The 23861-nt window shown below is 67.2% G+C and carries 22 protein-coding genes; 8 read left to right on the top strand and 14 right to left on the bottom strand.

Annotated features, from left to right (window positions below; genetic code table 11):
* Positions 1-50 precede the first annotated feature (50 nt).
* The 4 genes from hrcA (at position 51) to dnaJ (ending at position 5158) form a co-directional block, all read left to right on the top strand.
* Positions 51-1106: a heat-inducible transcriptional repressor HrcA gene (hrcA, locus tag F468_RS0103190; RefSeq protein WP_018649079.1), complete on the top strand. Its 1056-nt coding sequence runs from the start codon at positions 51-53 to the stop codon at positions 1104-1106.
* Positions 1107-1231: 125 nt separating this feature from the next.
* Positions 1232-1813: a nucleotide exchange factor GrpE gene (gene grpE, locus F468_RS0103195; protein ID WP_018649078.1), complete on the top strand. Its 582-nt coding sequence runs from the start codon at positions 1232-1234 to the stop codon at positions 1811-1813.
* Positions 1814-1953: 140 nt separating this feature from the next.
* Positions 1954-3885: a molecular chaperone DnaK gene (gene dnaK / locus F468_RS0103200; protein WP_018137677.1), complete on the top strand. Its 1932-nt coding sequence runs from the start codon at positions 1954-1956 to the stop codon at positions 3883-3885.
* A 121-nt stretch (positions 3886-4006) separates the two neighbouring features.
* The gene (gene dnaJ / locus F468_RS0103205) at positions 4007-5158 is read left to right on the top strand and encodes a molecular chaperone DnaJ (protein WP_018174585.1); all 1152 of its coding nucleotides are present in this window, start codon (positions 4007-4009) and stop codon (positions 5156-5158) included.
* A 305-nt stretch (positions 5159-5463) separates the two neighbouring features.
* Here dnaJ and F468_RS0103210 read toward each other — a convergent pair whose 3' ends face one another.
* From F468_RS0103210 to epmB, 3 genes are all read right to left on the bottom strand, one after another.
* Positions 5464-7536, bottom strand: coding sequence for an EAL domain-containing protein (locus tag F468_RS0103210; RefSeq protein WP_018137745.1), 2073 nt, complete (start codon positions 7534-7536; stop codon positions 5464-5466).
* Complete coding sequence (locus tag F468_RS0103215; RefSeq protein WP_018137744.1) at positions 7533-9380, bottom strand: hypothetical protein; 1848 nt, start codon at positions 9378-9380, stop codon at positions 7533-7535. Before F468_RS0103215 ends, F468_RS0103210 begins: the two co-directional genes overlap by 4 nt.
* A gap of 94 nt (positions 9381-9474) precedes the next feature.
* Complete coding sequence (gene epmB, locus F468_RS0103220; protein ID WP_018137743.1) at positions 9475-10539, bottom strand: EF-P beta-lysylation protein EpmB; 1065 nt, start codon at positions 10537-10539, stop codon at positions 9475-9477.
* Positions 10540-10600: 61 nt separating this feature from the next.
* Between epmB and efp the strand changes: the two genes are divergently transcribed.
* The 3 genes from efp to dacB all read left to right on the top strand — a co-directional run bounded on the left by efp (position 10601) and on the right by dacB (position 13736).
* A complete protein-coding gene (gene efp / locus F468_RS0103225) occupies positions 10601-11164 on the top strand; it encodes an elongation factor P (protein ID WP_018137742.1) in 564 nt (187 codons plus the stop codon).
* 19 nt (positions 11165-11183) lie between these two features.
* Positions 11184-12149 carry an EF-P lysine aminoacylase EpmA gene (epmA, locus tag F468_RS0103230; RefSeq protein WP_018994610.1) on the top strand — a complete coding sequence of 322 codons (966 nt, stop codon included), beginning with the start codon at positions 11184-11186 and terminating at the stop codon, positions 12147-12149.
* A 120-nt stretch (positions 12150-12269) separates the two neighbouring features.
* A complete protein-coding gene (dacB, locus tag F468_RS0103235) occupies positions 12270-13736 on the top strand; it encodes a D-alanyl-D-alanine carboxypeptidase/D-alanyl-D-alanine-endopeptidase (protein ID WP_018993775.1) in 1467 nt (488 codons plus the stop codon).
* A gap of 29 nt (positions 13737-13765) precedes the next feature.
* On the opposite strand, the gene F468_RS0103240 is transcribed toward dacB, so the two are convergent.
* A complete protein-coding gene (locus F468_RS0103240) occupies positions 13766-14371 on the bottom strand; it encodes a DUF2459 domain-containing protein (RefSeq protein ID WP_018137739.1) in 606 nt (201 codons plus the stop codon).
* A 195-nt stretch (positions 14372-14566) separates the two neighbouring features.
* Here F468_RS0103240 and F468_RS0103245 point away from each other — a divergent pair, with 195 nt between their 5' ends.
* Positions 14567-15052 carry a YhcB family protein gene (locus F468_RS0103245; protein WP_018994611.1) on the top strand — a complete coding sequence of 162 codons (486 nt, stop codon included), beginning with the start codon at positions 14567-14569 and terminating at the stop codon, positions 15050-15052.
* Between the two features lie 114 nt (positions 15053-15166).
* Here the strand turns inward: F468_RS0103245 and F468_RS0103250 are convergent, their stop codons facing one another.
* From F468_RS0103250 to F468_RS0103295, 10 genes are all read right to left on the bottom strand, one after another.
* On the bottom strand, positions 15167-15562 hold the full coding sequence (locus F468_RS0103250) for a hypothetical protein (protein ID WP_018174591.1): 396 nt from the start codon (positions 15560-15562) through the stop codon (positions 15167-15169).
* Positions 15563-15672: 110 nt separating this feature from the next.
* Entirely contained in the window at positions 15673-16413 is a 741-nt protein-coding gene (locus F468_RS0103255) for a glycosyltransferase family 2 protein (RefSeq protein ID WP_018174592.1), read from the bottom strand.
* 9 nt (positions 16414-16422) lie between these two features.
* Positions 16423-17145 (bottom strand): 3-oxoacyl-ACP reductase FabG, encoded by a 723-nt coding sequence (gene fabG / locus F468_RS0103260; protein WP_018994612.1) that lies wholly within the window; start codon positions 17143-17145, stop codon positions 16423-16425.
* On the bottom strand, positions 17142-17597 hold the full coding sequence (locus F468_RS0103265) for a hypothetical protein (protein WP_018993773.1): 456 nt from the start codon (positions 17595-17597) through the stop codon (positions 17142-17144). The genes fabG and F468_RS0103265 overlap by 4 nt, the downstream gene beginning before the upstream one ends.
* A gap of 50 nt (positions 17598-17647) precedes the next feature.
* On the bottom strand, positions 17648-18424 hold the full coding sequence (locus F468_RS0103270; RefSeq protein WP_018993772.1) for a beta-ketoacyl synthase chain length factor: 777 nt from the start codon (positions 18422-18424) through the stop codon (positions 17648-17650).
* The gene (locus F468_RS0103275; RefSeq protein ID WP_018993771.1) at positions 18421-19605 is read right to left on the bottom strand and encodes a beta-ketoacyl-[acyl-carrier-protein] synthase family protein; all 1185 of its coding nucleotides are present in this window, start codon (positions 19603-19605) and stop codon (positions 18421-18423) included. Before F468_RS0103275 ends, F468_RS0103270 begins: the two co-directional genes overlap by 4 nt.
* A gap of 38 nt (positions 19606-19643) precedes the next feature.
* A complete protein-coding gene (locus F468_RS0103280) occupies positions 19644-22034 on the bottom strand; it encodes an MMPL family transporter (protein WP_018994613.1) in 2391 nt (796 codons plus the stop codon).
* Positions 22035-22589 (bottom strand): LolA-related protein, encoded by a 555-nt coding sequence (locus tag F468_RS0103285; protein WP_018994614.1) that lies wholly within the window; start codon positions 22587-22589, stop codon positions 22035-22037.
* Between the two features lie 46 nt (positions 22590-22635).
* A complete protein-coding gene (locus tag F468_RS0103290) occupies positions 22636-23535 on the bottom strand; it encodes a lipid A biosynthesis acyltransferase (RefSeq protein ID WP_018137729.1) in 900 nt (299 codons plus the stop codon).
* Positions 23532-23858, bottom strand: coding sequence for a hypothetical protein (locus tag F468_RS0103295; protein ID WP_018137728.1), 327 nt, complete (start codon positions 23856-23858; stop codon positions 23532-23534). Before F468_RS0103295 ends, F468_RS0103290 begins: the two co-directional genes overlap by 4 nt.
* Positions 23859-23861: the final 3 nt, after the last annotated feature.

Genomic DNA, 23861 nt, shown 5'->3' on the forward strand with positions numbered 1-23861 from the left:
GGATCGAACACTGGGCATTGTTACTCGCCCCCATGGAGCGCTGATCACCGATGGAAAACGCCGCGATCAATCTGGATGCCAGGGCCCGTACCCTGCTGCGGACCCTGATCGAAAGCTATATCCGCGACGGTCAGCCGGTCGGCTCGCGTACCCTCGCGCGCACCTCCGGCCTCAATGTCAGTGCGGCCACGGTGCGCAACGTGATGGCCGATCTCGAGGACCTGGGTCTGATTCAGGCGCCACACACCTCCGCCGGGCGGATCCCGACCGCGAGCGGCTACCGCCTGTTCGTCGACAGCCTGCTCGAGGTGCGCGAACCGACGGTTGAGGAGATTCGCGCGATCCAGTCGGGTTTCGACCCGAACGCGACCACCCAGGACCTGATGGGCGCGACCTCCAACCTGCTGTCGCAGGTGACGCGCATGGCGGGCATGGTGCGCCTGCCGCGCCACCGCAACGTGGCGCTCAGCCAGCTCGAGTTCTTGCGCCTGGGCGAACGCCGGGTGCTGGCGATCCTGGTGATCGACGGCAAGGAGGTGCAGAACCGCGTACTGGAGCTGGAGCGCGACTTCGATCAGGACGATCTCCAGCGCATGGCCAACTACCTGAACGCGCACCTGGCCGGCAAGAGCCTGCACGCGGTGCGCGATGCCCTGCTGCGCGAGATGCGCGACGTGCGCGAGAACCTCGATGCGATGATGCTGGCGGCCATTGATCTGGGCGAGAAGGCCGTGGCCGGCGAAGACCCGGACGATGTCGTGGTGGCGGGTCAGACTCACCTGCTCAGCTACGAGGAGCTGGCGGACATCGACCGCCTGCGCCAGCTGCTGGAGGCCTTCAACGAGAAGCGCGAGATCCTCGGGATTCTGGATCAGTGCATCCGCAGCGACCGGGTGCAGATCTTCATCGGGCGCGAGTCCGGGCTCGACTGGTTCGAGAACTGTTCGGTGGTCACCGCGCCCTACAGTGTCGACGGGGAAGTGGTCGGCGTGCTCGGGGTGATCGGACCCACGCGCATGTCCTACGATCGCGTGATTCCGATTGTCGATGTGACCGCGCGCCTGCTGGGTTCGGCGCTTGGCGACCCGGTCCATGACACGAAATAGCCGGACGCCCTTGAAACCGCGCAGGGTGCCCCCAGAGTCCCGATAGTCAAACCGAATTGATCCGCGTGTGCCGCCCGCAGGGTCCGGCATGCGTTTTACTTTTTCACCGATTTTACGAGGCAGACATGTCCGATCAGCGTGAACCCCAGGAACCGGCGGAAGCATTCGAGGCCGCGGATTCGGAGAATACCCAGCCCGAGGGCGACGAGGCCGTTGAGGATGCCGATTCGCGCCTGCAGGAGCTCGAGGCCCTGGCCGAGGAGCGCCGCGACCAGGCCCTGCGCGCCCAGGCGGAGCTGGAAAATCAGCGCCGGCGCTTCGAACGCGAGCTGGAGAACGCGCACAAGTATGCGATGGAAAAATTCGCCTCCGAGATGCTGGAGGTGGGCGACTCCCTGGAGATGGGCCTGCAGGCTGCCCGCGAGTCCAAGGATGTCGAGCGCATCATCGAAGGCGCCGAGCTGACCCTGAAAAACCTGAACCGGGTGTTCGAGAAGTTCGGTATCCAGGCCGAGGATCCCACCGGCGAGCGTTTCGACCCGGAACGGCATCAGGCAATGTCCATGCAGGAAGACCCGGAAAATCCGCCGAATACCGTGGTGGCGACCATGCAAAAGGGCTACCTCCTGCAGGACCGCGTGCTGCGCCCGGCGATGGTCGTGGTCTCCAAGGCGCCCACCTCGCCCAACATCGACGAGAGCGCCTGACCCGGTCCCTGCGGGGCGGTTTTCGGGGCGCGTGACAGGGCGTCCCTTGAAAACGCGGCCGGGGGCCCCAGATTCCCGTACAAGTTGGCAGAGAGTTGTTCTCTGCCGCGCAAAAATTTTCGCATCAGGAGAATTCAGCCATGGGCAAGATCATCGGTATCGACCTCGGGACCACCAACTCCTGCGTCGCCGTCATGGAAGGCGACCAGGCCAAGGTCATCGAGAACGCGGAAGGCACCCGCACCACCCCGTCCATCGTCGCGTTCAGTGAAGATGGCGAGGTACTGGTCGGCCAGTCCGCCAAGCGCCAGGCGGTTACCAATCCGCAGAACACCATCTTTGCGGCCAAACGCCTGATCGGGCGCAAGTTCGATGAAGGCGAGGTCCAGAAGGACATCAAGCTCGTCTCCTACAACATCGTGAAGGCCGACAACGGTGATGCGTGGATCGAGGTGCAGGGCAAGAAGATGGCCCCGCCGGAGATCTCCGCGCGTGTGCTGCAGAAGATGAAGAAGACCGCCGAGGACTACCTGGGCGAGACGGTGACCGAGGCGGTGATCACCGTCCCGGCCTACTTCAACGACTCCCAGCGTCAGGCGACCAAGGATGCCGGCAAGATCGCCGGGCTCGAGGTCAAGCGCATCATCAACGAGCCGACCGCGGCCGCGCTGGCCTACGGCATGGACAAGCAGCGCGGGGATCGCAAGATCGCCGTGTATGACCTGGGTGGCGGTACCTTCGACGTCTCGATCATCGAGATCGCCGAAGTGGACGGCGAGCACCAGTTCGAGGTGCTGGCGACCAACGGCGATACCTTCCTGGGTGGCGAGGACTTCGACAACCGCCTGATCGACTACCTGGTCGAGGAATTCAAGAAGGACCAGGGCATCGACATCAAGGGCGACCCGCTGGCGATGCAGCGCGTGAAGGAGGCCGCCGAGAAGGCCAAGATCGAGCTGTCCTCCAGCCAGCAGACCGAGGTCAACCTGCCGTACATCACGGCCGACAACACCGGGCCGAAGCACCTGGCGCTGAAGATTACCCGCGCCAAGCTGGAAAGCCTGGTCGACGACCTGGTCAAGCGCTCCATCGAGCCGTGCAAGGTCGCGCTGAAGGATGCCGGTCTGTCCGCCTCCGAGGTGGATGACGTGATCCTGGTCGGCGGTCAGACCCGCATGCCCAAGGTGCAGGAAGCGGTGCAGTCCTTCTTCGGCAAGGAGCCGCGCAAGGACGTGAACCCGGACGAGGCCGTTGCGGTGGGTGCCGCGGTGCAGGCTGGCGTGCTGGGTGGCGACGTCAAGGACGTGCTGCTGCTGGATGTGACCCCGCTGTCGCTCGGGATCGAGACCATGGGCGGCGTGATGACCAAGCTGATCGAGAAGAACACCACCATCCCGACCCGGGCCAACCAGGTGTTCTCCACCGCCGACGACAACCAGACCGCGGTGACCGTGCACGTGCTGCAGGGTGAGCGCGACATGGCCAGCGCCAACAAGTCGCTGGGCCGCTTTGACCTGCAGGACATCCCGGCCGCGCCGCGCGGTGTGCCGCAGATCGAGGTCACCTTCGATATCGACTCCAACGGTATCCTGAACGTCTCGGCCAAGGACAAGGCGACCGGCAAGGAGAACAAGATCGTGATCAAGGCCTCCTCCGGCCTGTCCGATGAGGAAGTCGAACAGATGGTCAAGGATGCCGAGGCCCACGCCGAGGAAGACAAGAAGTTCCAGCAGCTGGTCGGCGCGCGCAATCAGGCCGATGCCCTGGTGCACTCGGCCGAGAAGTCGCTGAAGGACCTGAGTGACCAGGTCTCCGACGACGAGCGTTCCGCGATCGAGGCGGCCGTCGCCGAGGTCAAGAAGGCCATGGAGGGTGACGACGTCGAGGCCATCGAACAGTCCACCCAGAAGCTGGCCGAGGCCTCCGGCAAACTGGCCGAGAAGGCCTATGCCCAGGGCGCAGATGCCGCGGGCGAGGCCGGGGCCGAGCAGGCCGGTGGCGAACAGCAGGCCGACGACGTAGTGGACGCCGAGTTCGAGGAAGTCGACGACGACCAGAAGAAGCAGGGCTGATGCCGCAGCCGGCGGGGCTTCGCGTCCTTCCGGTCCTGTTTGAACGCCGCGCCCGGGGTACTTGTGACTCCGGGCGTTTGCGTGAAGGCATTCCGCGTTCGCGCGAACGATCTACCTGGAAATGACCATGTCACAACGCGACTATTACGAGGTGCTGGGCGTCGCCAAGGACGCCTCGGCCGCCGACATCAAGAAGGCCTTTCGCCGCCTGGCGATGAAGTACCACCCCGATCGCAATCCGGGGGACGAGGAGGCCGAGGCCAAGTTCAAGGAGGCGCGCGCTGCCTATGACGTCCTCAGTGACGACCAGAAGCGTGCAGCATACGACCGCTACGGACATGCCGGCGTCGATGGTGGGGCCGGGGGCTTTGGTGGTGGTGCCGGGGCCTCCAATTTCTCGGACATCTTCGAGGATATCTTTGGCGACATCTTCGGGGGTGGCGGTGGCCGCGCGCGCGGTTCGCGCGCATTCCGCGGCTCCGACCTGCAGTACAACCTGGACCTGACCCTGGAGGAGGCCGTATTTGGCACCGAGGTCAAGATCCGCATCCCGACCACCGTCTCCTGCGAGGCCTGTGACGGCTCGGGTGCCGAACCGGGTACTTCGCCGGAGACCTGTCCGACCTGTAACGGCGTGGGCCAGGTGCGCATCCAGCAGGGCTTTTTCTCGGTGCAGCAGACCTGCCCGCGCTGCGAGGGCTCGGGCAAGATCGTCGCCAGCCCCTGCAAGGCCTGTAATGGCAACGGCCGGGTGCAGGAGCAGAACACGCTGGACGTGAAGATCCCCGCCGGGGTCGACAGCGGTGACCGCATTCGCCTGGCCGGTCAGGGCGAGGCCGGGGTCAACGGCGGCCCGCCGGGGGATCTCTACGTGCAGGTGCGGGTCAAGCCGCACAAGCTGTTCCGCCGCGAGGGCTCCGACCTGCATATCGAGGTGCCGATCTCGTTTGCCACCGCCGCACTCGGCGGCGAACTGGAGGTCCCCTGCCTGGACGGTCGGGTGAAGCTGAAGGTGCCCGCCGAGACCCAGACCGGCAAGCAGTTCCGCGTCGGTGGCAAGGGTGTGCAGTCCGTGCACGGGGGTGGTGTCGGCGATCTGATCTGCCGGGTGACCGTGGAGACCCCGATCAACCTGACCAAGGAGCAAAAGGCGCTGCTGCGCCAGTTCGAGGATTCGACTCAGGCGGGCGGCACCAAGCACAGCCCGCAGGCGCACTCCTGGCTGGATGGCGTGAAGGGCTTTTTCGAGGACCTGAACTTCTGGTCGAAATAGGCTAGGGAAACACTGATTTAATCGCACGTCCGCGCTCGAGTCGCTTTTGCGTGCGAACAAGGCGCGGTGACTGCGGTGCAGTCGTTCTGCACAAGGGAACCGCAACGCCGTGCGCGCGCCCGTTTTTGATAACAACGGGCGGCCGAGCCCCTGCCTTCAATGGCTTGTGGGGTTGGTGCCCCCTGTTCCCCGATCCTGCGTTGCGCCGCTTGCGGGTAGAACCACTACCCGCTGCACGACGCGCCTTGTCTCGGAAAACAGGGGGCACCAACGCGGACGTGCGATTGAATCAGCGTCTCCCTAGGTCAGGTCGCCTCGAAGTCGAACGTCGGTTTGGCCAGGGGCGACTGGATGAAGTACCCCTGCACCAGGTTGACGTTCAGCCCGTACAGTACGGCGAGCACGCTGGCATCCTCGACGTGCGGCACGATCACCTGCTTGCCCTTGGCGTGCGCCGCGTCGACGTACTCGCGGATCGCCTCCTGGTTTTCCTCGTTCTCCGCCAGCCCCTCGACGAACGAGGGGTCGAGCTTGATGTGATCGGCCTCCAGGTGCTGCAGCAACTGGAAAGGGTTCAGGCCATTGCCGAAGTCGTCGATGCACAGGTGGCTGTGCATCTCGACCAGGCCGCGCGATACTTTCATCGCCGGCTTCAGGTTGGTGACCACGGTCGGCTCCTTGAGCTCGACCACGACGTTGTCGGCCGGGATGCGCAGGGCGTGCAGGTCATCGTTGAGCCAGCTGACCACAGTCGGGTCGCCCATTGAGCCGGTGCCCAGCTTCAGGAAAAACTGGGTCTTGGGCTGAGCCTTCAGGCACCCGGCGAGTTCGCCCAGCGCGGTCTTGACGATCCAGCGATCCACCGCCGGGGCCATGCCCGTGCGTTCGGCCGCAGGCAGGAAGGCAGATGGCTCGTGCAGGTGGCCGTCGGCGTCGCGCAGGCGCACGAACACCGAATAGCGCGGCCGGTCGTTGCCGTGCAGATGCACGATCGGCTGGAAGCGAAGCTCCAGGCGGTCATGGTCCAGGGCGTCCTGGATGCGCAGCTTCCACTGCTGGTCGGCCTGGCCCTGGGTCAGCTCGCCTTCGGCCGGGTGGTAGAAGCGATGGACGCCGCCGCCGGCCTCGACCGCCTCCTCCAGCGCCCGGTGGGCCTGGTCGAGCAGATCCTCCGTGCTGGGGGCGCTTTCGTCGGCGATCACGGCGCCGGCCGACAGGGTGCAGTTGGTCGACGACTGGTTGAGTTCGAAGACATGCCCGGTGACGGCCTGCATCAGGCTGTGGATGCGCTCCTCGACCTCCTGGCGGCGGGTCTCCGGCGCCAGGACACCGAAGTGTTCGCCCTCCAGACGTGCGGCAATGGCGGGTTCGGGGAAATGATCCTCGATGACTTTGCCCATGTCGGCCAGGAGCAGGTCGGCGGCCGACATCCCGACCTTCGCGCGGATCTCCGCGAAGCGGTCGACTGCCAAGGTCAGCAGGGCGAAGGGTTTCTCCGTCTCCTCGGCCCGGGTCTGAGCGCTCTCGATTGTGGACAGGAAGTGCTGGCGGTTGTACAGACCGGTGACCAGATCGCGCTGCGATAGGAAGTCGATTCGCTCCGCCAGCTCGGGGTCTTCCTGGCTGGCTTCCAGCTGGAGCTGGGTGCAGGCCTCGCCCTCCACGCTTGCGGCGGACAGGCGCAGGTCGGCCTCGAATGGCAGGCCATCGATACTCTGCAGGTGGAAGTGGGCGCGAGCCGTATCGCCTTCCTCGCCATTCTGGAAGCGGCGCAGCAGCGCCTTCATCTCGCCGCGGTTATCGGCCGTGACCAGGTCCATCAGTGGCAGCCCGTCGACCTCGTCCGGATCCTCGATACCGAAGCGTTCGCGCCAGGAGGCGTTGGCGTACAGGTGCATGCCCTCGTGGACATACGCGATCGCGTCGCGCGAGTTATCGAGCAGCAACTGGCAGCGGTTCTCCGACTCGTGCAGGGAGGCCTCAAGACGCTGGACACGCTGGCGCAGGCGCCGTTGTTCGGCCGCGCGGATGGCCATCAGGCTCGCCAGTTCCACCTGTTCGTGATCGACCACGGCGAAACTCCCGGCCTCGTAGTCCAGGACACGCTCGGGCTCCGGACGCTCGGTCAGCAGGACCAGTGGGATGCGGCGCCCACTGTCGCGCAGGGCCGTATCGACCACCTCTCGCGAGAGCACGAGACCGGGCTCGATCAATACGACCACGTCGTGTCGCGTGTTCTCCAGCGCGTTGATCAGGTCGTCCTGGGTCTCGACCTGCTCCGGGCGTACCGCGCTACCCCGCGTACGAATGCTGCTGATGACTTGTTCGGCGAGGTTCGGATTCGCCGTGACAAAGAGGATTCGGATGGTTTCGCTCATGCGGGTCCATTATTGCGTTCGCGCGGTGTGAGCGACAGCCCGGGCTGGGCCTGGTCAGTCACCGCTTCATTGGCTTCCATGTCATCGGGAGGCGGTTCTCCCAGCGTCAGATCGGTCATCCGGCAGCCAGTTTCGGTAAACAGTGTCGTACCGGTACGCTCGCTGTCCAGTGCCAGGACACGCGGGCGGCCCGCCAGCCAGCATACGACGCGGCTCTCGTGGTCGAACACCTGGGCCGGCATGAACAGCGCCGCCCCGCCACGATCCCTGCGCAGCGAGGCAAACAGACCCGGGTGCGCCGGGCCGGCCGCGCGGCCATTGCGGTACTCCTGCAGTTGCACCGGCAGGCCGCGCTCGGCGAGAAATTCCACCCCGATGCTGATCTCGATGTCGCTTTCGTAGCGGATCCAGCGCAGGACCCCGATGGTCCAGTAGTGGTCGTCGGGGTGGCGCAGGGCGGCCAGGTCGCCAATCAGTAGTGACTGGCGGGGCTGGGCCAGCCGCAGGCGCAGTCCGCCCGCCCCGATGTCGTCCACGGTCCATTGCTCGGGGGGATGCCGCTTGGTGATCGGGGTGCGGGGTTCGCCCGGACGGGCACTCTCCAGCCCGCGGCCGACGTTCTCCCAGGCGGCTGCGGCCGCATCGGGCGGTCCCTCAGCCAGTTTGCGCAGTTCCGACGGTGGCCGGTGTGGGCTCGCGGCATCCACCAGGGCGAAGTCCGAGCCGCGCTCGGCGGCGGTGGACATGTGGTAAACGCCCACCCGATCCGTGTCCCGGGTGACCCCGCTGGGGAGGGGCGTATGCGATGTGTCGCGCTTTCGTTCCTCCAGTTCCTCGCACAGGAAGTGCTGGATGCGCTTGATCCCCAACAGGCACAGGCGGTGCTGGCCCTCGGTGGTTTCGCGCGAATGCTGGCGGGTGGGCAGCTGCGACCAGAGCCGCAGCAGGCGTTCGGTCAGGCTGCGCTCGTCCGGGCGCCGGTGCGGTTCCAGGCGGCGAGGCGCCTCTCGCAGCTGCTCCAGCACCGGCCCGAGTTCGACACAACAGTCACCGTGCAGCCGCGCGTGCTCGCGCAGTGTCAGCCCCGGAGGGTGGGCGCTGTCGAGGGCCGCACACAGGACCGGGAGGTCGGGGTGCGGGGTCGCGGACAGCCCTTCGGCGCAGGACAGCGGCAGACGGTCCAGCCAGCGAGCCAGCAGGTCGACCTCGCCCACCTCCAGGGCATTGGGGTCGCTGCCGCCCAGCAGCATCAGACGTGCCGCCAGGGTCTCGACCGGGGCCATGGACAGGGGCCCATAGCGAGGCTCGTCGCGCGGCTGTGCCTGCGCGAGGTTCTGTGCGCGTGCCCATGACAGGAGGGCGTAGGTACGCTGCCAGAAGTCATCCGGGAGCGGTTGATACAGGCGCCAGTGGTGTACGGCCTGGGCGGCGCTCAAGGCCAGGGCGGCCTGCAGCGCACGCGCACTGCGTTCGCTCTGCCCGTGGTGTTCACGGGCAATCAGGAGCCAGGCGGTAAGCAGGCTGTCCAGTGCCTCGGCCTGTTCGCGCGCGCGCTTCAGGCTGCGCGCTCCCAGGGGGAGCATGCGCTGGGAAAGGGATTTCCCGGTCCGCTGTAGCAAGGGCAGCAGGGGCTCCTCCAGCAGGGTGATCAGCGAGTAACGAACCCCGGGTTGCAGCGCGAAACTGTTCAGTTCTCTCAGGGCCTGACGCAGATGGGAAAAGGCCGAGTCCGGGTCGGCCGACGGGAGCGCTCGACACCACTGGCGCAGGCTGCGCGGCTGGCGATGCGGGAAGCTCTCGGGGCCGGCCGTGCGGGTGGGCAGTTTGGGCAGGGTGTCGGTCATGAGTGGGTCTGGAGGTTGCACCGTTAGTGGCCGGGCATCCGTTCACTGTAGCACCTCCCGAGGGGGCTGCTAATCAAGGCCTCTGTGCGCACCTTCATAGCCCGGCCCAACGGGGCGTCTTGCCGGGCTCGCCCGGGACCTCGCGGACCAGGCGGGGCACCAGGTAGCCGGGCAGCCGGGCATGCAGGGCCTGGTGCAGCTCCAGCGCGCGCTGTTCCGTGACCTCGAAGTGGGCGGTGCCCCGTGTGCGGTCTAACAGGTGGAGGTAGTAGGGCAGGATACCGTGGCGAAAACCGTCCTCCTGGAGCTCGCACAGGGTGTCCGGGTCATCGTTGATCCCGGCCAGCAGTACCGCCTGGTTCAGCAGTGTGATGCCGCGCGCGCGCAGACGCGCAAGGGCGGCGGCGGCCGGGTCGGCAAACTCCCTGGGGTGGTTGGCGTGCAGGACCAGTACATGATGCAGGCGTCCCTTGCCCAGCCAGTTGAGCAGCTGGTTGTCCACCCGCTCCGGCAGGACGACCGGCAGCCGCGTGTGGATGCGCAGGCGCTCGAGGTGGGGGATGGCCTCCAGCCGCCGGACCAGATCGGCGAGGCGGGGATCCGACAGCGACAGGGGGTCACCGCCGCTCAGGATCACCTCGCGGATGGAGCTGTCGGCGTGGATGTAGGCAAGCGCTGGCGCCCAGTCCTCCTGGGACGCGTTGTGCTCGGCATACGGAAACTCGCGGCGGAAACAGTAGCGACAGTGCACCGCGCAGGCCCCGGTCGTCAGCAACAGCACGCGACCGTGGTACTTGTGCACGAGACCCGGGGCGGCCAGGGCGTCGTGGTCGCCCACCGGGTCCGCCACGAAGCCCGGGTGTTCCTCGCTCTCCTGCTGCTGCGGGAGGACTTGCAGCAGCAGCGGGTCTTGCGGGTCCGCCTTGCGCATGCGTGCGAGGTAGCTCCTCGGCACGCGCACCCGAAACAGGGTATGGCCCGCGTGCAGGCCGGGCAGGTGAGCCGGGTCCAGTTCCAGTTCGCGGGCCAGGGTCTCGGGGTCGCGGATCGCGCGGGCGAGCGCCTGCTGCCAGGCCGGGGTGGTGTCCCCCGTGTGGGTTCGGTCGCTCGGCTGGGTTCCCCGCGGCGTGCGCGTTATCATGATGGGCTTTGTGGGCATGGCGGACTCGTTAGTGGGCGGTCATGTCCGCGCCACGCAATCGCTTGAGGACTGACGCGCAATGGCAACCTACAGTACCAACGAATTCAAGGCCGGTCTCAAACTCCTGCTGGATGGCGACCCGCAGGCCATCGTCGAGAACGAATTCGTCAAGCCGGGCAAGGGCCAGGCCTTCAACCGCGTCAAGCTGCGCAACCTGCGCACGGGGCGGGTGCTGGAAAAGACCTTCAAGTCCGGTGAGTCGGTCGAGGCGGCCGATGTCATGGATACCGAGATGCAGTACCTCTACAACGATGGCGAGTTCTGGCATTTCATGGTGCCGGACACCTTCGAGCAGTACGCGGTCGGCGAGGCCGCGCTCGGTGGCTGCGGTCAATGGCTGAAGGAGCAGGACGTCTGCACCGTAACCCTGTGGAACGGCGAACCGCTGTCGGTGGTGCCGCCGTCCTTTGTCGAGATGAAGATTACCCAGTGCGACCCGGGCGTGCGCGGTGATACCGCCCAGGGCGGCACCAAGCCCGCAACGCTCGAGAGCGGTGCGGTGGTCAAGGTCCCGCTGTTCGTCGAGGAAGGCGAGACGGTCAAGGTCGACACCCGCTCCGGCGAGTACGTCTCGCGCGTCTGATTGCCGCGGGCGGCCGGGCATGACTGACTGGCGACCGGGCGCCGCGGCGGCCCGGGAGGCGCGCGCGCGGCTGCTGGCCGGCCTGCGCGGGTTCTTTGCCGCACGCAATGTGCTCGAGGTGGAGACCCCGATACTGAGCCGTGGCGCGCCTCTGGATCCGATGGTCGAGAGCTGGACTGCAACCAGCCCGGACGGCGCCAGTGGCTATCTGCAGACCTCGCCGGAATACCCGATGAAACGCCTGCTGGCGGATGGCGCACCGGACATCTACCAGCTCGCGCGCGTCTTTCGCGGTGGCGAATCGGGGCCCCGTCACAATCCCGAATTCACACTGCTGGAATGGTACCGCCACGGGATGGATCATCACCGTCTGGCGCGCGAGGTGGTGGCCCTGATCATGAACCAGGCGGCGCTGGATACGCGCTGGAGGCGTCCGGCCCGCCTGCGCGAGATCTCGTATCAGGCGTTGTTTCAGGAGCATCTGGGTGTGGATCCGCTGGTGGCGGATGCCGACGAACTGCAGGCCGTCGCGGCACGGCAGGGGCTGGATATCGAGGGCGAGCTGGATCGTGATGCCTGGCTGGATCTCCTGATCTGTCTGGCGATTGCACCGGCGTTTCCGGGCGACCGGCTCACCGTGGTGCACGACTACCCGGAGAGCCAGGCGGTGCTGGCACGTCCCTGCGAACATGATGCCCGGCTCGCGGCGCGCTTCGAGGTGTACTGGGGTGCGCTGGAACTGGCCAACGGCTACCACGAGTTGAGCGACCTCGCCCAGTTTCGCGAACGTCGCGATCGCGACCAGGCGCTGCGCAGGCAGCGTGGCCAGGTCCTGCCCCAGCCCGATGCCCATCTGGAGGCCGCGCTGGCGTCGGGGCTGCCCGAGTGTGCCGGGGTGGCACTGGGGGTCGATCGTCTGCTGATGCGGCTGCTGGGGGTGGAGCGTATCGAGCAGGTGATCGATTTCCCGTTCGAGTCCGCCTGAGGCGGTTTGCGGGTTTGTCCGGCAGGGCCGGCGTTGCGCCGATCCGGGGCTTGTCAGCCCCCCCGTTGCGGGTGACTATTGTGGCGTCGATCCGGTGTCTGCTTCGGGATGGTAGCTTCGATGCGCAAGTGTTTTTTCTGGTTCTCCCGACGGTCGTTCCGCCGGGCCTTGTCTCCCTGGACGCTGTGTGTCGCGCTGTTGCTGGCCGTGCAGCCGGCGCAGGCGCAGTTCGAACACCTGCCTGCGCCACTACAGCGGGCAATCCAGGCCCAGGGGCTGTCCCCCGACTCAGTGGGTCTCTGGGTGCAGCGGGTCCCGGACGGGGCCGTGCTGGCCCGGCTGAATGCCGATACCCCCTATAACCCGGCCTCCACGGTCAAGCTGGCCACCTCGCTGGCGGCCCTGCACGAACTCGGCCCCAACTACACATGGACGACCGAGATCTGGGCCACCCGCCCGATCCAGGACGGTGTACTGCGTGGGGACCTGGTGATCCGCGGGACTGGCGATCCGGGTATGGTGAGCGAGGAGTACTGGCGCATGATCGGCGAGCTGCGCCGAACCGGGCTCAAGCGCATCGAGGGCGATGTGATCCTGGATGCCAGCCACTTCCAGCTCCCGAATGGGAACCCTGGAGACTTCAACCGTCAGCCACTGCGGGCGTACAACCAGCTGCCGTATGCCCTGCACGTGAACTCCAACTCCCAGCGCTTCCACGTGCGTCCCGAGCGCCGCGGCAACGGCATCGACGTGGTGGTCGATCCGCCGCTGCCCGGGCTCGAGGTCGTCAACCGTCTGCAGCCGACCCGAGGGGGGTGTGGCGAGTGGCAGCGGGGTATCCAGTTCAATGTCGATCAGGACGCCCAGCGGGTGACCTTTTCCGGTCAGTACCCGGTGAATTGTGGCAACTACGAGATGTTGCGCTCGGTACTCTCGCCGGAGGCCAATCATGCCGAGATGTTTCGCATGGCCTGGGATCAATGGGGCGGCGAGTTGACGGGCAGGGTGCGTACCGGCGTGCTGCCCGTGCTGCATGACGAGCCGATTGTGCGCCATCGCTCGCGGCCCCTGTCCGATCTGATCCGGGTGTCCAACAAGTGGAGCTCGAATGTCATGAGCGATCACTTGCTGCTGACCCTGGGGGCGCGCAAGAACGGCCCGCCCGCGACGATGGACAAGGGGCGCGAGGCCCTGGTCGACTCACTGCGCGATCTGGGGGTGGATGTCGGCGGTATGGTGGTCGACAACGGTTCGGGCCTCAGCCGCGATGCCCGCATGACCGCGCGCCAGCTCGGCGAGATCCTCGAGGCGGGCTGGAAGCACCCGCATCGGCCCGAGTTCCAGTCGTCCCTGGCCCTGTCGGGGCTGGACGGTACCCTGCGCAACCGTTTCCGCAATGGCGACCTGCGCGGGCAGATGCACCTGAAGACCGGGCACATCAACGAGGTCTCGGCGGTGGCGGGCTATGTCCGCACGTCCAGCGGCGATGACGTGATCGTCACAGTGCTGGTGAATGGGCCGCGTGCGCATATCGGGCATGGGCGCAATCTCCAGGATGCGGTCCTGGAGTGGGCGCACGGGCTCTAGGGAAACACCGATCTCAGGGTTTCCCTGGTTTAGCGGGTTTCGACCTGCCAGTTCGAGAGCACCGGTTTCTTCGATACCTCGACGTCCAGGCTCTCCAGCCACTGGGCGACCACGCGGTTCGAGTTGTGGCGCAGGGTGTAGGCATCCGGATGGTGGACGAAGCTCATGCCCCAGGCCGCGGAGTCGACGCGCTCGTCGGCCCCTTCTTCCCATATGGCCTCCAGCTTTTCGATCAGCGCCTGCGCCCGCGTGGCGGGGACCTCGATGTGGTGGATGTCCTCCAGCGGGACCCGCAGACCCCCGCGCACGGCAGTGTTCAGGTCGGCGCCCTCAAGTTCCTGGCGCCCCAGTGCTGCACGGGTCGAGGCGAAGACGGCCGCGAGCATCGCGCCCGGTCCGGTATTGCGTTCGACATAGAACGACCAGTCGCCATAGGAATAGCGCAGCCAGTGCCCGGGCGGTTCGGTCGGCAGCACCAGGCTGGAGTGGCGGCCGTGGTCGAGCACGGCCACGGTCACCGGGTCTTCGGGCTCCGCCGGGGCCTTGAGTGTGGTCGGGGCGCAGCCGGACAGCAGCCCGGCCAGGCCGATGCCCAGGATCAGGTATAGCCAGTGTGTGGTCTGCCTTGGGCGCATGGTTCGGGGGCCTTTGGCTGTGTGTGTCGACGATCGCGACAGCCGATCGCATCGTTGTCCGTCACCCGTTCGGGCGGGTTCCATTGACGCGGTTCGCGTTGAGCGAGATTAGCATGGCCGGGAATGGGGACGGCGAGTGCGTTCGCGACGGTCGTACGGCACAATGGCGGCCGTGTTTCCTCGCGGAAGGTGACAGTGGAAGATCAAACGGCAGTCGGGCTGTGGACGGCCCTCGGGATTCTGGCAATCGTGGTGGCCGGTCTGGTGGGCTTCTGGGTCGGCCGCGTGACCAGTGACGAACGCAAACTGATCCGCGAGCTGGAGGAAGAGCTGGATCGGCGCATGCAGGAGCTGACGCGCTATCGCGGTCAGGTCAACGATCACTTCGATCGCACCGCTACCCTGTTCGCCACCATGGCCGGTTCCTATCGCGACCTCTACCACCACCTCGCCCAGAGTGCGGAGGAGTTGGCGGACAAGCCGACCCGGGACCGTCTGGAGGATCGTGCAGGACGTCTGTTGTCGAACGTGCCGAATCGTGATTACGGCGACAGTCCGAGTCGCGGTCACCGTGAACGCGACTCGGAGCCGGAGGGCGATGCACCCGACCGGCGCTACGAGAGCGACTACCGCGAGTCCTCCGACACCGAGCAGTCGCCGTCGCGTCCGCGGGTCGATTAGGCGGGCGAATACTCCTTCCGCTGGCGAGGTGTAATCGCGGGAGCGGACGAAAGAAAGGCCGGGCGTATGCCCGGCCTTTCTGTTTGTCGGGGTGGCTATACGGGGGTAACGGGATTAGAGCGCCGAGATTTCCGCGCGGATCTGGTTGTCCAGATTCTGCACCCAGTTGTTGTAGTTCGGGTGAATGCGGCCATCCTCGTAGTCGAGGTTCGAGCTGTCCTTGTAGCGGATGCTGTACGCCCCGTCGCTGTAGGGGATCTCGACCACTGCAATATGGTCGCGCAGCGACAGCCGACCTTCGAGCAGGCCGGGCTCGGTTTCGCTCATCTGCCAGCCCAGTGCCGCGCCGGCATTGCGGATCGCCTGTTGCATCTGCTCAGCGTTCGGGCGCTCGCCGTGCACATCGGTGACTGTGGTGTCGCTGACATCATGCACCGGTGCGGTACCGCGGCAGCCCGCGAGTACGAGTACGCTGGCTATGAGCAGGATCAGCAGGAGTCTTGCAGACATTGGTGTCGTCCTTGATGGTGGATGATCACCTCGCAGTGTAGGCAGCGTGACCGCGAATTGCTATGCCCGTCCTGGAAAAAGGTTTGTGAATCCGACCCTTGCGGTGATTTTCAGGGTCTGCGCAGCAGTCCCAGATGCCTCAATAGACCGAGCGGGTGCAGGCCACGTGCCAGCAGGCGCAGGGCGACCATCTGGATAATGCGCAGGGTGTCGGTGGCGGCCCGAAAATGGCTGGCGCGGTGCTGGTCCGGATAGATGCAGCGCACGGGCACCAGGGTGACCGGGAAGCCCAGGCGTTCGGCCTCGATCAGGGCCTCGCTCTCGAATACGAAGCTGCGGCGCGCGCCATGGGGTAGTTGCAGTTGCTGCAGCAGTGCTGCCGGATACAGACGAAAGCCGGACTGCGAATCGCGCAGGGGTTGCCCCGAGGCCCAGCCTATCCAGAAGTCGGCGGTGCGGTTGCCGAACAGGCGCAGAGGGGGCGTTGTTTCCCGGCCCTTGAGCCGTGCCCCGATCACCAGATGATGGGGATGAGCGTGCCCGGCGGCGATCAGGTTCGGGATCTCCGAGGCATCGTGCTGGCCGTCCGCATCCAGCGTGATGATGGCATCCGCTCCCTGTTCCAGGGCGTACTGCATGCCCGTCCACAGCGCGTTCGCCTTGCCACGGTTTTCCGGCAGCCGCAGGACTTCAATCACCCCGGGTTCGGTTGGGACGCGGTCGGCAGTGCCGTCTCGCGAGCCGTCGTCGACCACGATTACCCGGTCGACATGGGCTCGCGTGGCCGCGACGACCGCGGCGATCGTGGGGGCCTCGTTATGGGCCGGTATCAGTGCGTGGACGGCCGCCATCGTCTCGGGTCAGGCCAGCGCGCCATTGATGCCGATCACCTGGCCGGAGACATAGCCGGCCTGCTCGGAGGCCAGATACGCCACCAGTCCGGCGACCTCCTCGGGGCGTCCGGCGCGCTGCGCGGGCACCATGCGCCTGATCGTCTCGGCGTCGAAGCTGGACTCGCTCATCGCGGTCTCGATAATCCCCGGCGCGACCGCATTGGCCGTGATGCCGCGCGACCCGACCTCCTGCGCCAGCGAGCGGATGGCCCCGTGCAGTCCCGACTTGGCCGCGGCGTAGTTGGCCTGGCCGCGGTTGCCGACCACGCCGGCCACCGAGGAGATCGCAATCACGCGCCCCCAGCGGGTCGTGATCATCGGCAGCAGCAGTGGCTGGGCCACGTTATAGAACCCGTTCAGCGCGACATCGATCGGGCGGGCCCATTGTTCCGGGCTCATGCCGGCCAGCGGGGCGTCGTCGTGCACGCCCGCGTTGTGCACCAGGACCTGCACCGGCTGCGCAGCCGCGACGGGCTCCAGCTGCGCCCGCGCGGCATCGGCGTCGGTGATGTCGAAGACCAGGACATCCGCCTGACCGCCGTCGGAGTGAATCTGTTCGGCCAGATCCCAGGCGGGGCCCGGGTTGCGGTGTGCGTGCAGCAGGACCTCGCAGCCGCTGGCGGCCAGAGCCCGCGCGATGGCCTGGCCGATGGCGCCGCTGGCGCCGGTGATCAGTGCGCGATGGCTCATGTCGGGGTGTCCTCGGTTTGCAGGATCACGGTCGCGCGCGCGGACAGGACGGGCTCGCCGTCGGCCGATACCTCGAGATCATAGATGGAGCTGTTGCGATCCGACATCACGCTGTGGGCTGTGATGTCGAGGTCCGCGTTCAGGTCGTCCAGCAGAGTCCGGTGCACGCGCAGGTTGCGGACCGCGGCCAGGAAGCCGGCCTTGGGTGGTCCGGCATCGGCCAGCAGGGCTCCATGCACGGCCATCGCCTGGGCGCCGTACTCCAGCGCCGACAGGGCCGGGAGCCCGGTGGTGTTGCGCAAGGGATTTTCGGGAGCGCGGTGGCTGATGGCGCGGCAACGGATCGCCTGTTCGTCCCATTCGACCACGGCCTCCAGCAGGCACATCGCGCCTGCATGCGGCAGCAGGCGGCAGATTGCCTCGTGGTTCAGTTGGGGGCTGGCGGCCTTCATGCGGGATCGTCCTGATCCGTTGTTAATGCGAGAGGCGAACCACCGGGAGATCAGGGCGTGACGCGGATCTCCAGTGATCGTCCCAGCGGCGCGGCAAGCGTAACATGACCGCCTTCGCCGCGCGCGAGCACCTCCAGCAGGGGCAGGGCGCGGGCGGCGGGGTTGGTGCCGCGCAGGGCCTCGAGTGAATCCTGGCGGCAGGGGGTGGGATCGCCGCCTTCTCCCAGCGCCAGCTCGAGTGTGGGCCGCCCGGCGCCCGCGGGACTCAGGCGCAGGCCGACGGCAAACGGCTCGGTGATGGGGCGTACACGCCGGAATGTGACCATGGATGCGACATCGTAGGCGGCCAGCAGGACGTCGCCACCCTCGGCCTGCAGTAGCGTGGCGGCCTCCAGCAGCCCTGCCGCCAGCGTCGCATTAAACCCGGAGATGGCCGTTGCCGGGGCCGGATTCGCGGTCGCGATCGACCAGTTGCCGGCCGGTGCGTTGTGGACCGAGTTATGGAACTGCACGGGCGAGACCATGGGCTCCGCCTGTGTCAGGGCCTCGCAGATACGGTCGATGATATCCATATCTCCAGAGGACGAGGCGAACACCGAGCGCAGCTGGCTGCGGTCGCAGTCGGTCGTGGCCTCCTCCGCGACCTTCAGCGCCAGGCGAATCGTGTCCGTCGTGCGGCGGCGCTCGTTGGCCGGCAGCAGGGTGGTCGGCGGGATGGCCACCGGCGCCCGCTCATGGGGTTCCTGCCCGGCGAGGATGTGGCGCGCCGAGGCGAAATCGGCCAGCCCCGGGCCCAGCAGGCCGATGGCCGCAATACCAACCTTCATGCGGCCTCCAGCAGCAGGCTGCAGTTGTTGCCGCCAAAGCCGAATGCGTTCACCAGTACGTGCCGGATGTCGCGTTCCTCAGCGGCCCCTCGGGCGTCCAGTTCAAGCCCCGGGTCCAGGTGGTCGAGCCCCGCCGTAGCGGGCACGAAGCCCCGCTCCAGGCTGGCCAGTGCCTGCGCGACCCCGACGGCGCCGGCCGCCCCGAGGGTATGGCCGGTCAGGCCCTTGGTGCCGGTGGCGCGGCTCTTTGCGCCAAACAGGCGCGCCAGGGCGCGCGCCTCGGAGCGGTCGTTGGCCGGGGTCGCGGTGGCATGCATGAGCACATAGTCGATGGCCTCGGCGGACCGCTGTGCCCGCGCGAGGGCCTGCTCCATCGCGCGCGCTGCACCGAGTCCTTCCGGATGCGGGGCAGACATGTGGTGGGCATCGCTGGATTCGCCGTGGCCGACCAGTCGAGGGCCGGCGGCGTGGCTGTCGGCCCTCTCCAGCAGGAAGAATCCGGCGGCCTCGCCGATCGAGATGCCGGCGCGTTCGGCATGCAGCGGGCGGCAGGGTCCCGGTGCCACGAGTTGCAGCGCGTTGAACCCGTGCAGCGTCATCCCGCAGAGGGTGTCGACACCGCCGACCACCGCGGCATCGCAGAGCCCGGCCGCAATAAAGCGTTCGGCATCGGCAAAGACCTTGGCGCTGGACGAGCAGGCCGTGGAGACCACCATCGCTGGTCCCCGCAGTCCGAGCCGGGTGCCGACGAAATCGGTCAGCGAGAACATATTCTGGGTGTGCTGGTAGTCGTAGTCCGGTGGCAGGTCCCCGGTGTCCGGGTCGCGGCGGTGGTAGGCCTGCTCCGTCGCGGCGATCCCCGAGGTGCTGGTCCCCATCAAGACCGCAATGCGTCCGGCACCGTAGCGTTCGCGCGCGATCTCGACGGCCTCGATGAAGCCATCCTGGCGCAGCCCCAGCTCGGCCAGCTGGTGGTTGCGGCACTGGAATGGGGCCAGGTGATCCGTCAGCACGATGTCCTCCACACCCGCCACGCGCCCGATGTGGGTGTCCAGCTGTACGGAGTTCAGGTCGCAGGCGCGCAGCCCGCTATGCCCTTTTTGCAGTGCGTCGGCATTGGCCTGGCGGCCAGTTCCGGTGGCGGCGGTCAGGGTGTGGGCGGAGATTACGAGTGGATTCATTCGGCGGGCTGCGATTGGCGGGACTGTTGGCGGTGGGGTCAGGGATTGTTAGTGCCTACTGTACGGCGCGACAGGGGGGGCTGCGCCAGAAGCGCGGCTGCGAGAAAGGAAAATACCACGCCCAACACCACGGTGAGCCCCATGGCCCGCAATACCGGAAGACTGGAAAGGGCCAGCAGGCCAAACACGGCCACGGTGGACAATGCGCAGATGCTGACCGAAGCGGCCGTGTTCTGCCGTGCCTTCAGGTCTCTCAGCGGGCGGCTGAAAAATACGGCGTAGTCCAGGCACAGGCCAACGATCAGCAGCAGCGCGATCAGATGGAAAAGGGACAAGGGAATCCCGAGCAGGATCAGCGCAGCCACGGTCAGGACCAGCCCGCTCCCTACCGCGGTCAGGATGCGCAGGCTGCGCCCGGGGGCGCGGGTGACCAGCAGCAGCAACAGGGCGACGGCCACCACGCCGAGGGCCAGCCGCTCCAGTGCCTGATCGCGGAATCCGCTGACCAGGTCCTCCGAGGCGCGCAGGAAATCCACGTGCTGCACGCCCACATCGGCCAGGGCGGGCAGGTCCGCTAGCGGCTCCCGCTGCAGCCACTGCCTCACCGCGGTTGCATCCTCCATGCCGCTTAGCCGTACCCAGGCCATCCAGTCGCCGCGGTCCTCGTCCGGCATCAGCAGGGTGCCTGTCGTCTGACGCAGCGGGCCGTCGGGCAGTGTGCCCGGGCTCAGCGGCTCCAGGTCACGGGTCCGGGCTACATCCTCCAGAAAGGGATCGAAGGCATCCGTGCGAAAGCCCAGCCCGTCGACGGCGGTATCCAGCCGTTCGCGCAGGGTGTCCGTGGCGGGCAGGGAACCCTGGCGTGCGCGCTGCAGTGCCTGGCTCGGCAGGGCCTGGGCCGCATGGTCGTAGGCGGTCAGCACCCCCTGGTTGCGCAGGTCTTCCAGGTCCGGGGTCAGTGCCTCGGCGGCCTGCAGCGCCCGCTCGGGGTCGGGTGCGGTGATCAGCAGGGCATGGCGGATATCCGGCAGCCCCAGGGCGTGGCGCAGTTCGCGGTCGCGGTCGATGTGTTCCTGCGGCACCGGGTGCAGGGCGCCCAGGTTGTCCTCCCAGGGGAACGGGTCGGCGCTGGCGATGACCACCAGCGCCCCCAGCACGGAGGCGGCCAGGATCCAGCGCGCCGTCACCGGAGGCTGTGTCAGGGCGGACGGTACCGGCAGGCGGGCCGGGGGTGCCCCGTCACGCTGCAGCGCCTGCGGCATCAGGCGGGGCAGTACCCAGCGCGTGGTGATCGCGGCCACGCCGACGCCGGTCAGCACGAACAGCCCGAGCTGGGCCATGCCGGAAAACCCCGTGATCGCCATCAGCGCATAGACCAGTACCGTGCTCCCGGCACCCAGGCCAATTGCCGGCCACAGCTCGCGCGCCACGCCGCGCATCCCGTCACTCGGGGGCTGCCGGCTGTGCGCGAACAGGTGCAATGGGTAGTCGAGCGCGATGCCCAGCACGGTAATGCCGAACGCCAGTGCGATCCCGTGCAGGTGGCCGAATACCACGGTCACGACCGCCGCCCCGGCCAGGATGCCGGTGGCCAGCGGAACGGCCGCGAGCCAGACCGGGTGGGGGTGGCGGAATACGACCAGCAGGAGTGTGGCCAGGGCCAGGCTGGCGGCCAGGCTGAAGGTGGTGATCTCGCCGCGGATGCGCCCGCGTGATTCGACCGCAATCACCGCGGGCCCCGCGACGAGCAGGTCCAGATCGTCCGTGTAGTCGGCAAAGGCCTCGTCCAGTGCCTTCAGGAGCGACTCCTGACCGTCCAGGTCCATGCCTTCGGCCGCGCTGTGCAGGACCAGCAGGGCCCGATCGCGCTCGGGGTCGACCCAGACGCCGTGGCTGTCGCGTTCGCCCCCGCCACCGGCCTGTCCCAACTGCTCGAGCACCACCAGTGATTCGCCCGTGGGGTCGCGGCCGATCAGTTCCCGGGGCATCAGCGGGGCGGCACTACTGAGGTCCTCCCGGCGTTCCCCGAGCCGGTCGCGCAGGGTGTCGACCGAGAAGCGCTCCGGGGTGACCTCGGGGCTCAGGAGATAGCGGTGCTCAAGCAGGAAATCCAGGGCGGGGTCATCCGGGTCGAGACGCCCGTTGTGGATCTCCGCGACCGCGGGGTGGTCGCGCAGCGCCTGGACCAGATGGTCGCTGGCATCCGCGCGTGCCTGGCTGTTCCCGCCTTCGATGCCCAGCAGCAGGACCTGTCCGGCCGGGCCGCCCCCGGGGTCCAGCGCAATCCCGGTCTCGGTGACCGGCTCCGGGGTGAAGCCCTGGAGGTCGGTGACCAGTTCGCCCCGCCACAGCAGGATGCTGGCTGCCACCAGCAGCCCGATCAGCCAGAGTGCCGGTCCCGGTGACAGGGGGAAGCGATTCGGCACCAATCAGTCGCCGTCTTGCGTATCGAGCTGCATGCGGCTGTGGCGCCCTCCGGATTCCTCGGTGTCCAGACGCAGGAGGGCACCGCCCTCGCCCTGGAGGTCGAGTCCGAGGATCATGCGACGAAGGGCGCGGTCACGCGGGGTGAGTTCCAGCCTCCAGGCCTCCAGGTCGCCTTCGGTCTCGACCTCGAAGTGTTCTTCCAGTCCCTCGCGTTCCCCCTTGGCGAGGGAGCGGAACAAGGCGGCAAACGCGGCCAGGCCCGGCTGCTCGTCCAGGTCCACCTCGCGGCTGGAGCCTCGGCGCTCCACGATCACTTCGCGCCCCTCGATCCGCACGCGTTCGCCGCCGTCGCCATCCATCCGGCGCTCCAGGGTGTCCGGTGGCTCGAACACCAGCGTGCCGGTCCGGGTCTCCGGGAATTCGAGCAGGGGGTCCTGGCGGGTTTCGCGAAAGTCGATACGTGAAGGCGGATTGTCGGCCAGTGCCTCCAGGATCTGGTCCAGTGTGTCGCCGGAGGTCTCCGCCTGTGCGAACAGCGGGCAAGTCAGCAGGAGCACCGCCAGGGCCAGTGCCCGGACCCCGGGCAGTTGCCGGAAGCAAGGCTTAGCGAGACGAGTCATTCCAGAAATCATAGAAGTTGAACCAGTTGTACGGGGCCTCGCGCACGCGTGCCTCGAGGCGATCGGCGTAGCGTTGCACCCATTCGGCCAGGGCCTCTTCGCGTCGGCCGCGGGGCGCCTCGATGACGTCGGCAAAGCGTTCAAAGACGATATCGTAGCGATTGCCGCCGCGATAGAGGCCGAAGCACAGGATGACCGGGACCTTCAGAACGGCGGCCATTAGCAGGGGGCCCTGGGGAAAAAAGGCCCGTCCCCCGAGGAAACGACATTCGACCATCTTGTCGCTCTCGGCCACGCGATCGGCCAGGGTGGCCACAATCCCCCCTTGTTCCAGGCAGTCGCGTGCGTGCAGCAGGGTCTCGGTATCGCCCAGGGGGATGACCGTCGCGGCGATCTCGGGGTTGAGCGCCTCCAGCAGTTGGGTGATGCGCTGATTGTGATTGCGGTACATCAGCACGCGAACGGGAAAGTCGTTTTTGCCGACCGCGAGTACCCGCAGGGCTTCGAAACTGCCCAGGTGTGCCCCCAGCAGCAGGGCCCCGTGGCCACTTTCGACATGTTCGAGGAAGATCTCGCGATCGTGAACCTGAAGATCCAGGCACTCGTCCTTGCCGGCCAGCAGGAAGACGCGGTCCAGGATCACGGCCGCGAAGCTGTGGAAGTGCCGGGCAATCTCGCGCAGGCGCGGTTCGCGTCCGAGCACGCGGCGCAGGTAGTCCCGGCTGGACCCCCGGGACTTGGGAGCGAACAGAAGAAAATAGGCGGTTATCGGGTACAGCAGTACGCGCCCGGCCGGTCGCCCGAGATGCAAGGCAACCCACAAGATGATGCGCAGCGCCAGGGGGGACCCTCGCTCCCCCTGGCTGAACCACCCCCGGCTCACGCCGGTTGTCCGGCGTCGTGCAGTTTCAGTTGCCCGCTACACAGGAGTTCGGGGGGCTCCGTACCGTCGCGGATAACGCGGAATGCGCGCAGGCCGCTGGTACCAGGGGGGTCAATCTCCACCCGGAAATCGACCTCCGGGAGCAATGGCGCCAGGAACTTGGCCCGTGGCAGGGCCGCCACCGGCCCCAGGCCGCTTCCGCGCGCGACGGCGTCCACCGAGCCCAGGATGACCACGCCCGGTACGACGGGCTGACCGGGGAAATGCCCGGGCAGTGAGGGGTGGCTGGCCGGGATGCGGCGCGTGGCAATGATTGGGGCCATTGT

The organism is Thioalkalivibrio sp. ALJ2 (assembly GCF_000378325.1).
GTDB lineage: Bacteria > Pseudomonadota > Gammaproteobacteria > Ectothiorhodospirales > Ectothiorhodospiraceae > Thioalkalivibrio.

What these genes read in the sequence shown, in the direction of transcription:
- grpE (WP_018649078.1), top strand. Translation starts at nt 1,232, where the DNA reads ATGTCCGATCAGCGTGAACCCCAGGAACCGGCGGAAGCATTCGAGGCC.
- efp (WP_018137742.1), top strand. Translation starts at nt 10,601, where the DNA reads ATGGCAACCTACAGTACCAACGAATTCAAGGCCGGTCTCAAACTCCTG.
- F468_RS0103210 (WP_018137745.1), bottom strand. Translation starts at nt 7,536, where the DNA reads ATGAGCGAAACCATCCGAATCCTCTTTGTCACGGCGAATCCGAACCTC.
- epmB (WP_018137743.1), bottom strand. Translation starts at nt 10,539, where the DNA reads ATGCCCACAAAGCCCATCATGATAACGCGCACGCCGCGGGGAACCCAG.
- F468_RS0103240 (WP_018137739.1), bottom strand. Translation starts at nt 14,371, where the DNA reads ATGCGCCCAAGGCAGACCACACACTGGCTATACCTGATCCTGGGCATC.
- F468_RS0103270 (WP_018993772.1), bottom strand. Translation starts at nt 18,424, where the DNA reads ATGAAGGTTGGTATTGCGGCCATCGGCCTGCTGGGCCCGGGGCTGGCC.
- hrcA (WP_018649079.1), top strand. Translation starts at nt 51, where the DNA reads ATGGAAAACGCCGCGATCAATCTGGATGCCAGGGCCCGTACCCTGCTG.
- fabG (WP_018994612.1), bottom strand. Translation starts at nt 17,145, where the DNA reads ATGAGCCATCGCGCACTGATCACCGGCGCCAGCGGCGCCATCGGCCAG.
- F468_RS0103255 (WP_018174592.1), bottom strand. Translation starts at nt 16,413, where the DNA reads ATGGCGGCCGTCCACGCACTGATACCGGCCCATAACGAGGCCCCCACG.
- F468_RS0103250 (WP_018174591.1), bottom strand. Translation starts at nt 15,562, where the DNA reads ATGTCTGCAAGACTCCTGCTGATCCTGCTCATAGCCAGCGTACTCGTA.
- F468_RS0103275 (WP_018993771.1), bottom strand. Translation starts at nt 19,605, where the DNA reads ATGAATCCACTCGTAATCTCCGCCCACACCCTGACCGCCGCCACCGGA.
- epmA (WP_018994610.1), top strand. Translation starts at nt 11,184, where the DNA reads ATGACTGACTGGCGACCGGGCGCCGCGGCGGCCCGGGAGGCGCGCGCG.
- F468_RS0103215 (WP_018137744.1), bottom strand. Translation starts at nt 9,380, where the DNA reads ATGACCGACACCCTGCCCAAACTGCCCACCCGCACGGCCGGCCCCGAG.
- dnaJ (WP_018174585.1), top strand. Translation starts at nt 4,007, where the DNA reads ATGACCATGTCACAACGCGACTATTACGAGGTGCTGGGCGTCGCCAAG.
- dnaK (WP_018137677.1), top strand. Translation starts at nt 1,954, where the DNA reads ATGGGCAAGATCATCGGTATCGACCTCGGGACCACCAACTCCTGCGTC.
- F468_RS0103265 (WP_018993773.1), bottom strand. Translation starts at nt 17,597, where the DNA reads ATGAAGGCCGCCAGCCCCCAACTGAACCACGAGGCAATCTGCCGCCTG.
- dacB (WP_018993775.1), top strand. Translation starts at nt 12,270, where the DNA reads ATGCGCAAGTGTTTTTTCTGGTTCTCCCGACGGTCGTTCCGCCGGGCC.
- F468_RS0103295 (WP_018137728.1), bottom strand. Translation starts at nt 23,858, where the DNA reads ATGGCCCCAATCATTGCCACGCGCCGCATCCCGGCCAGCCACCCCTCA.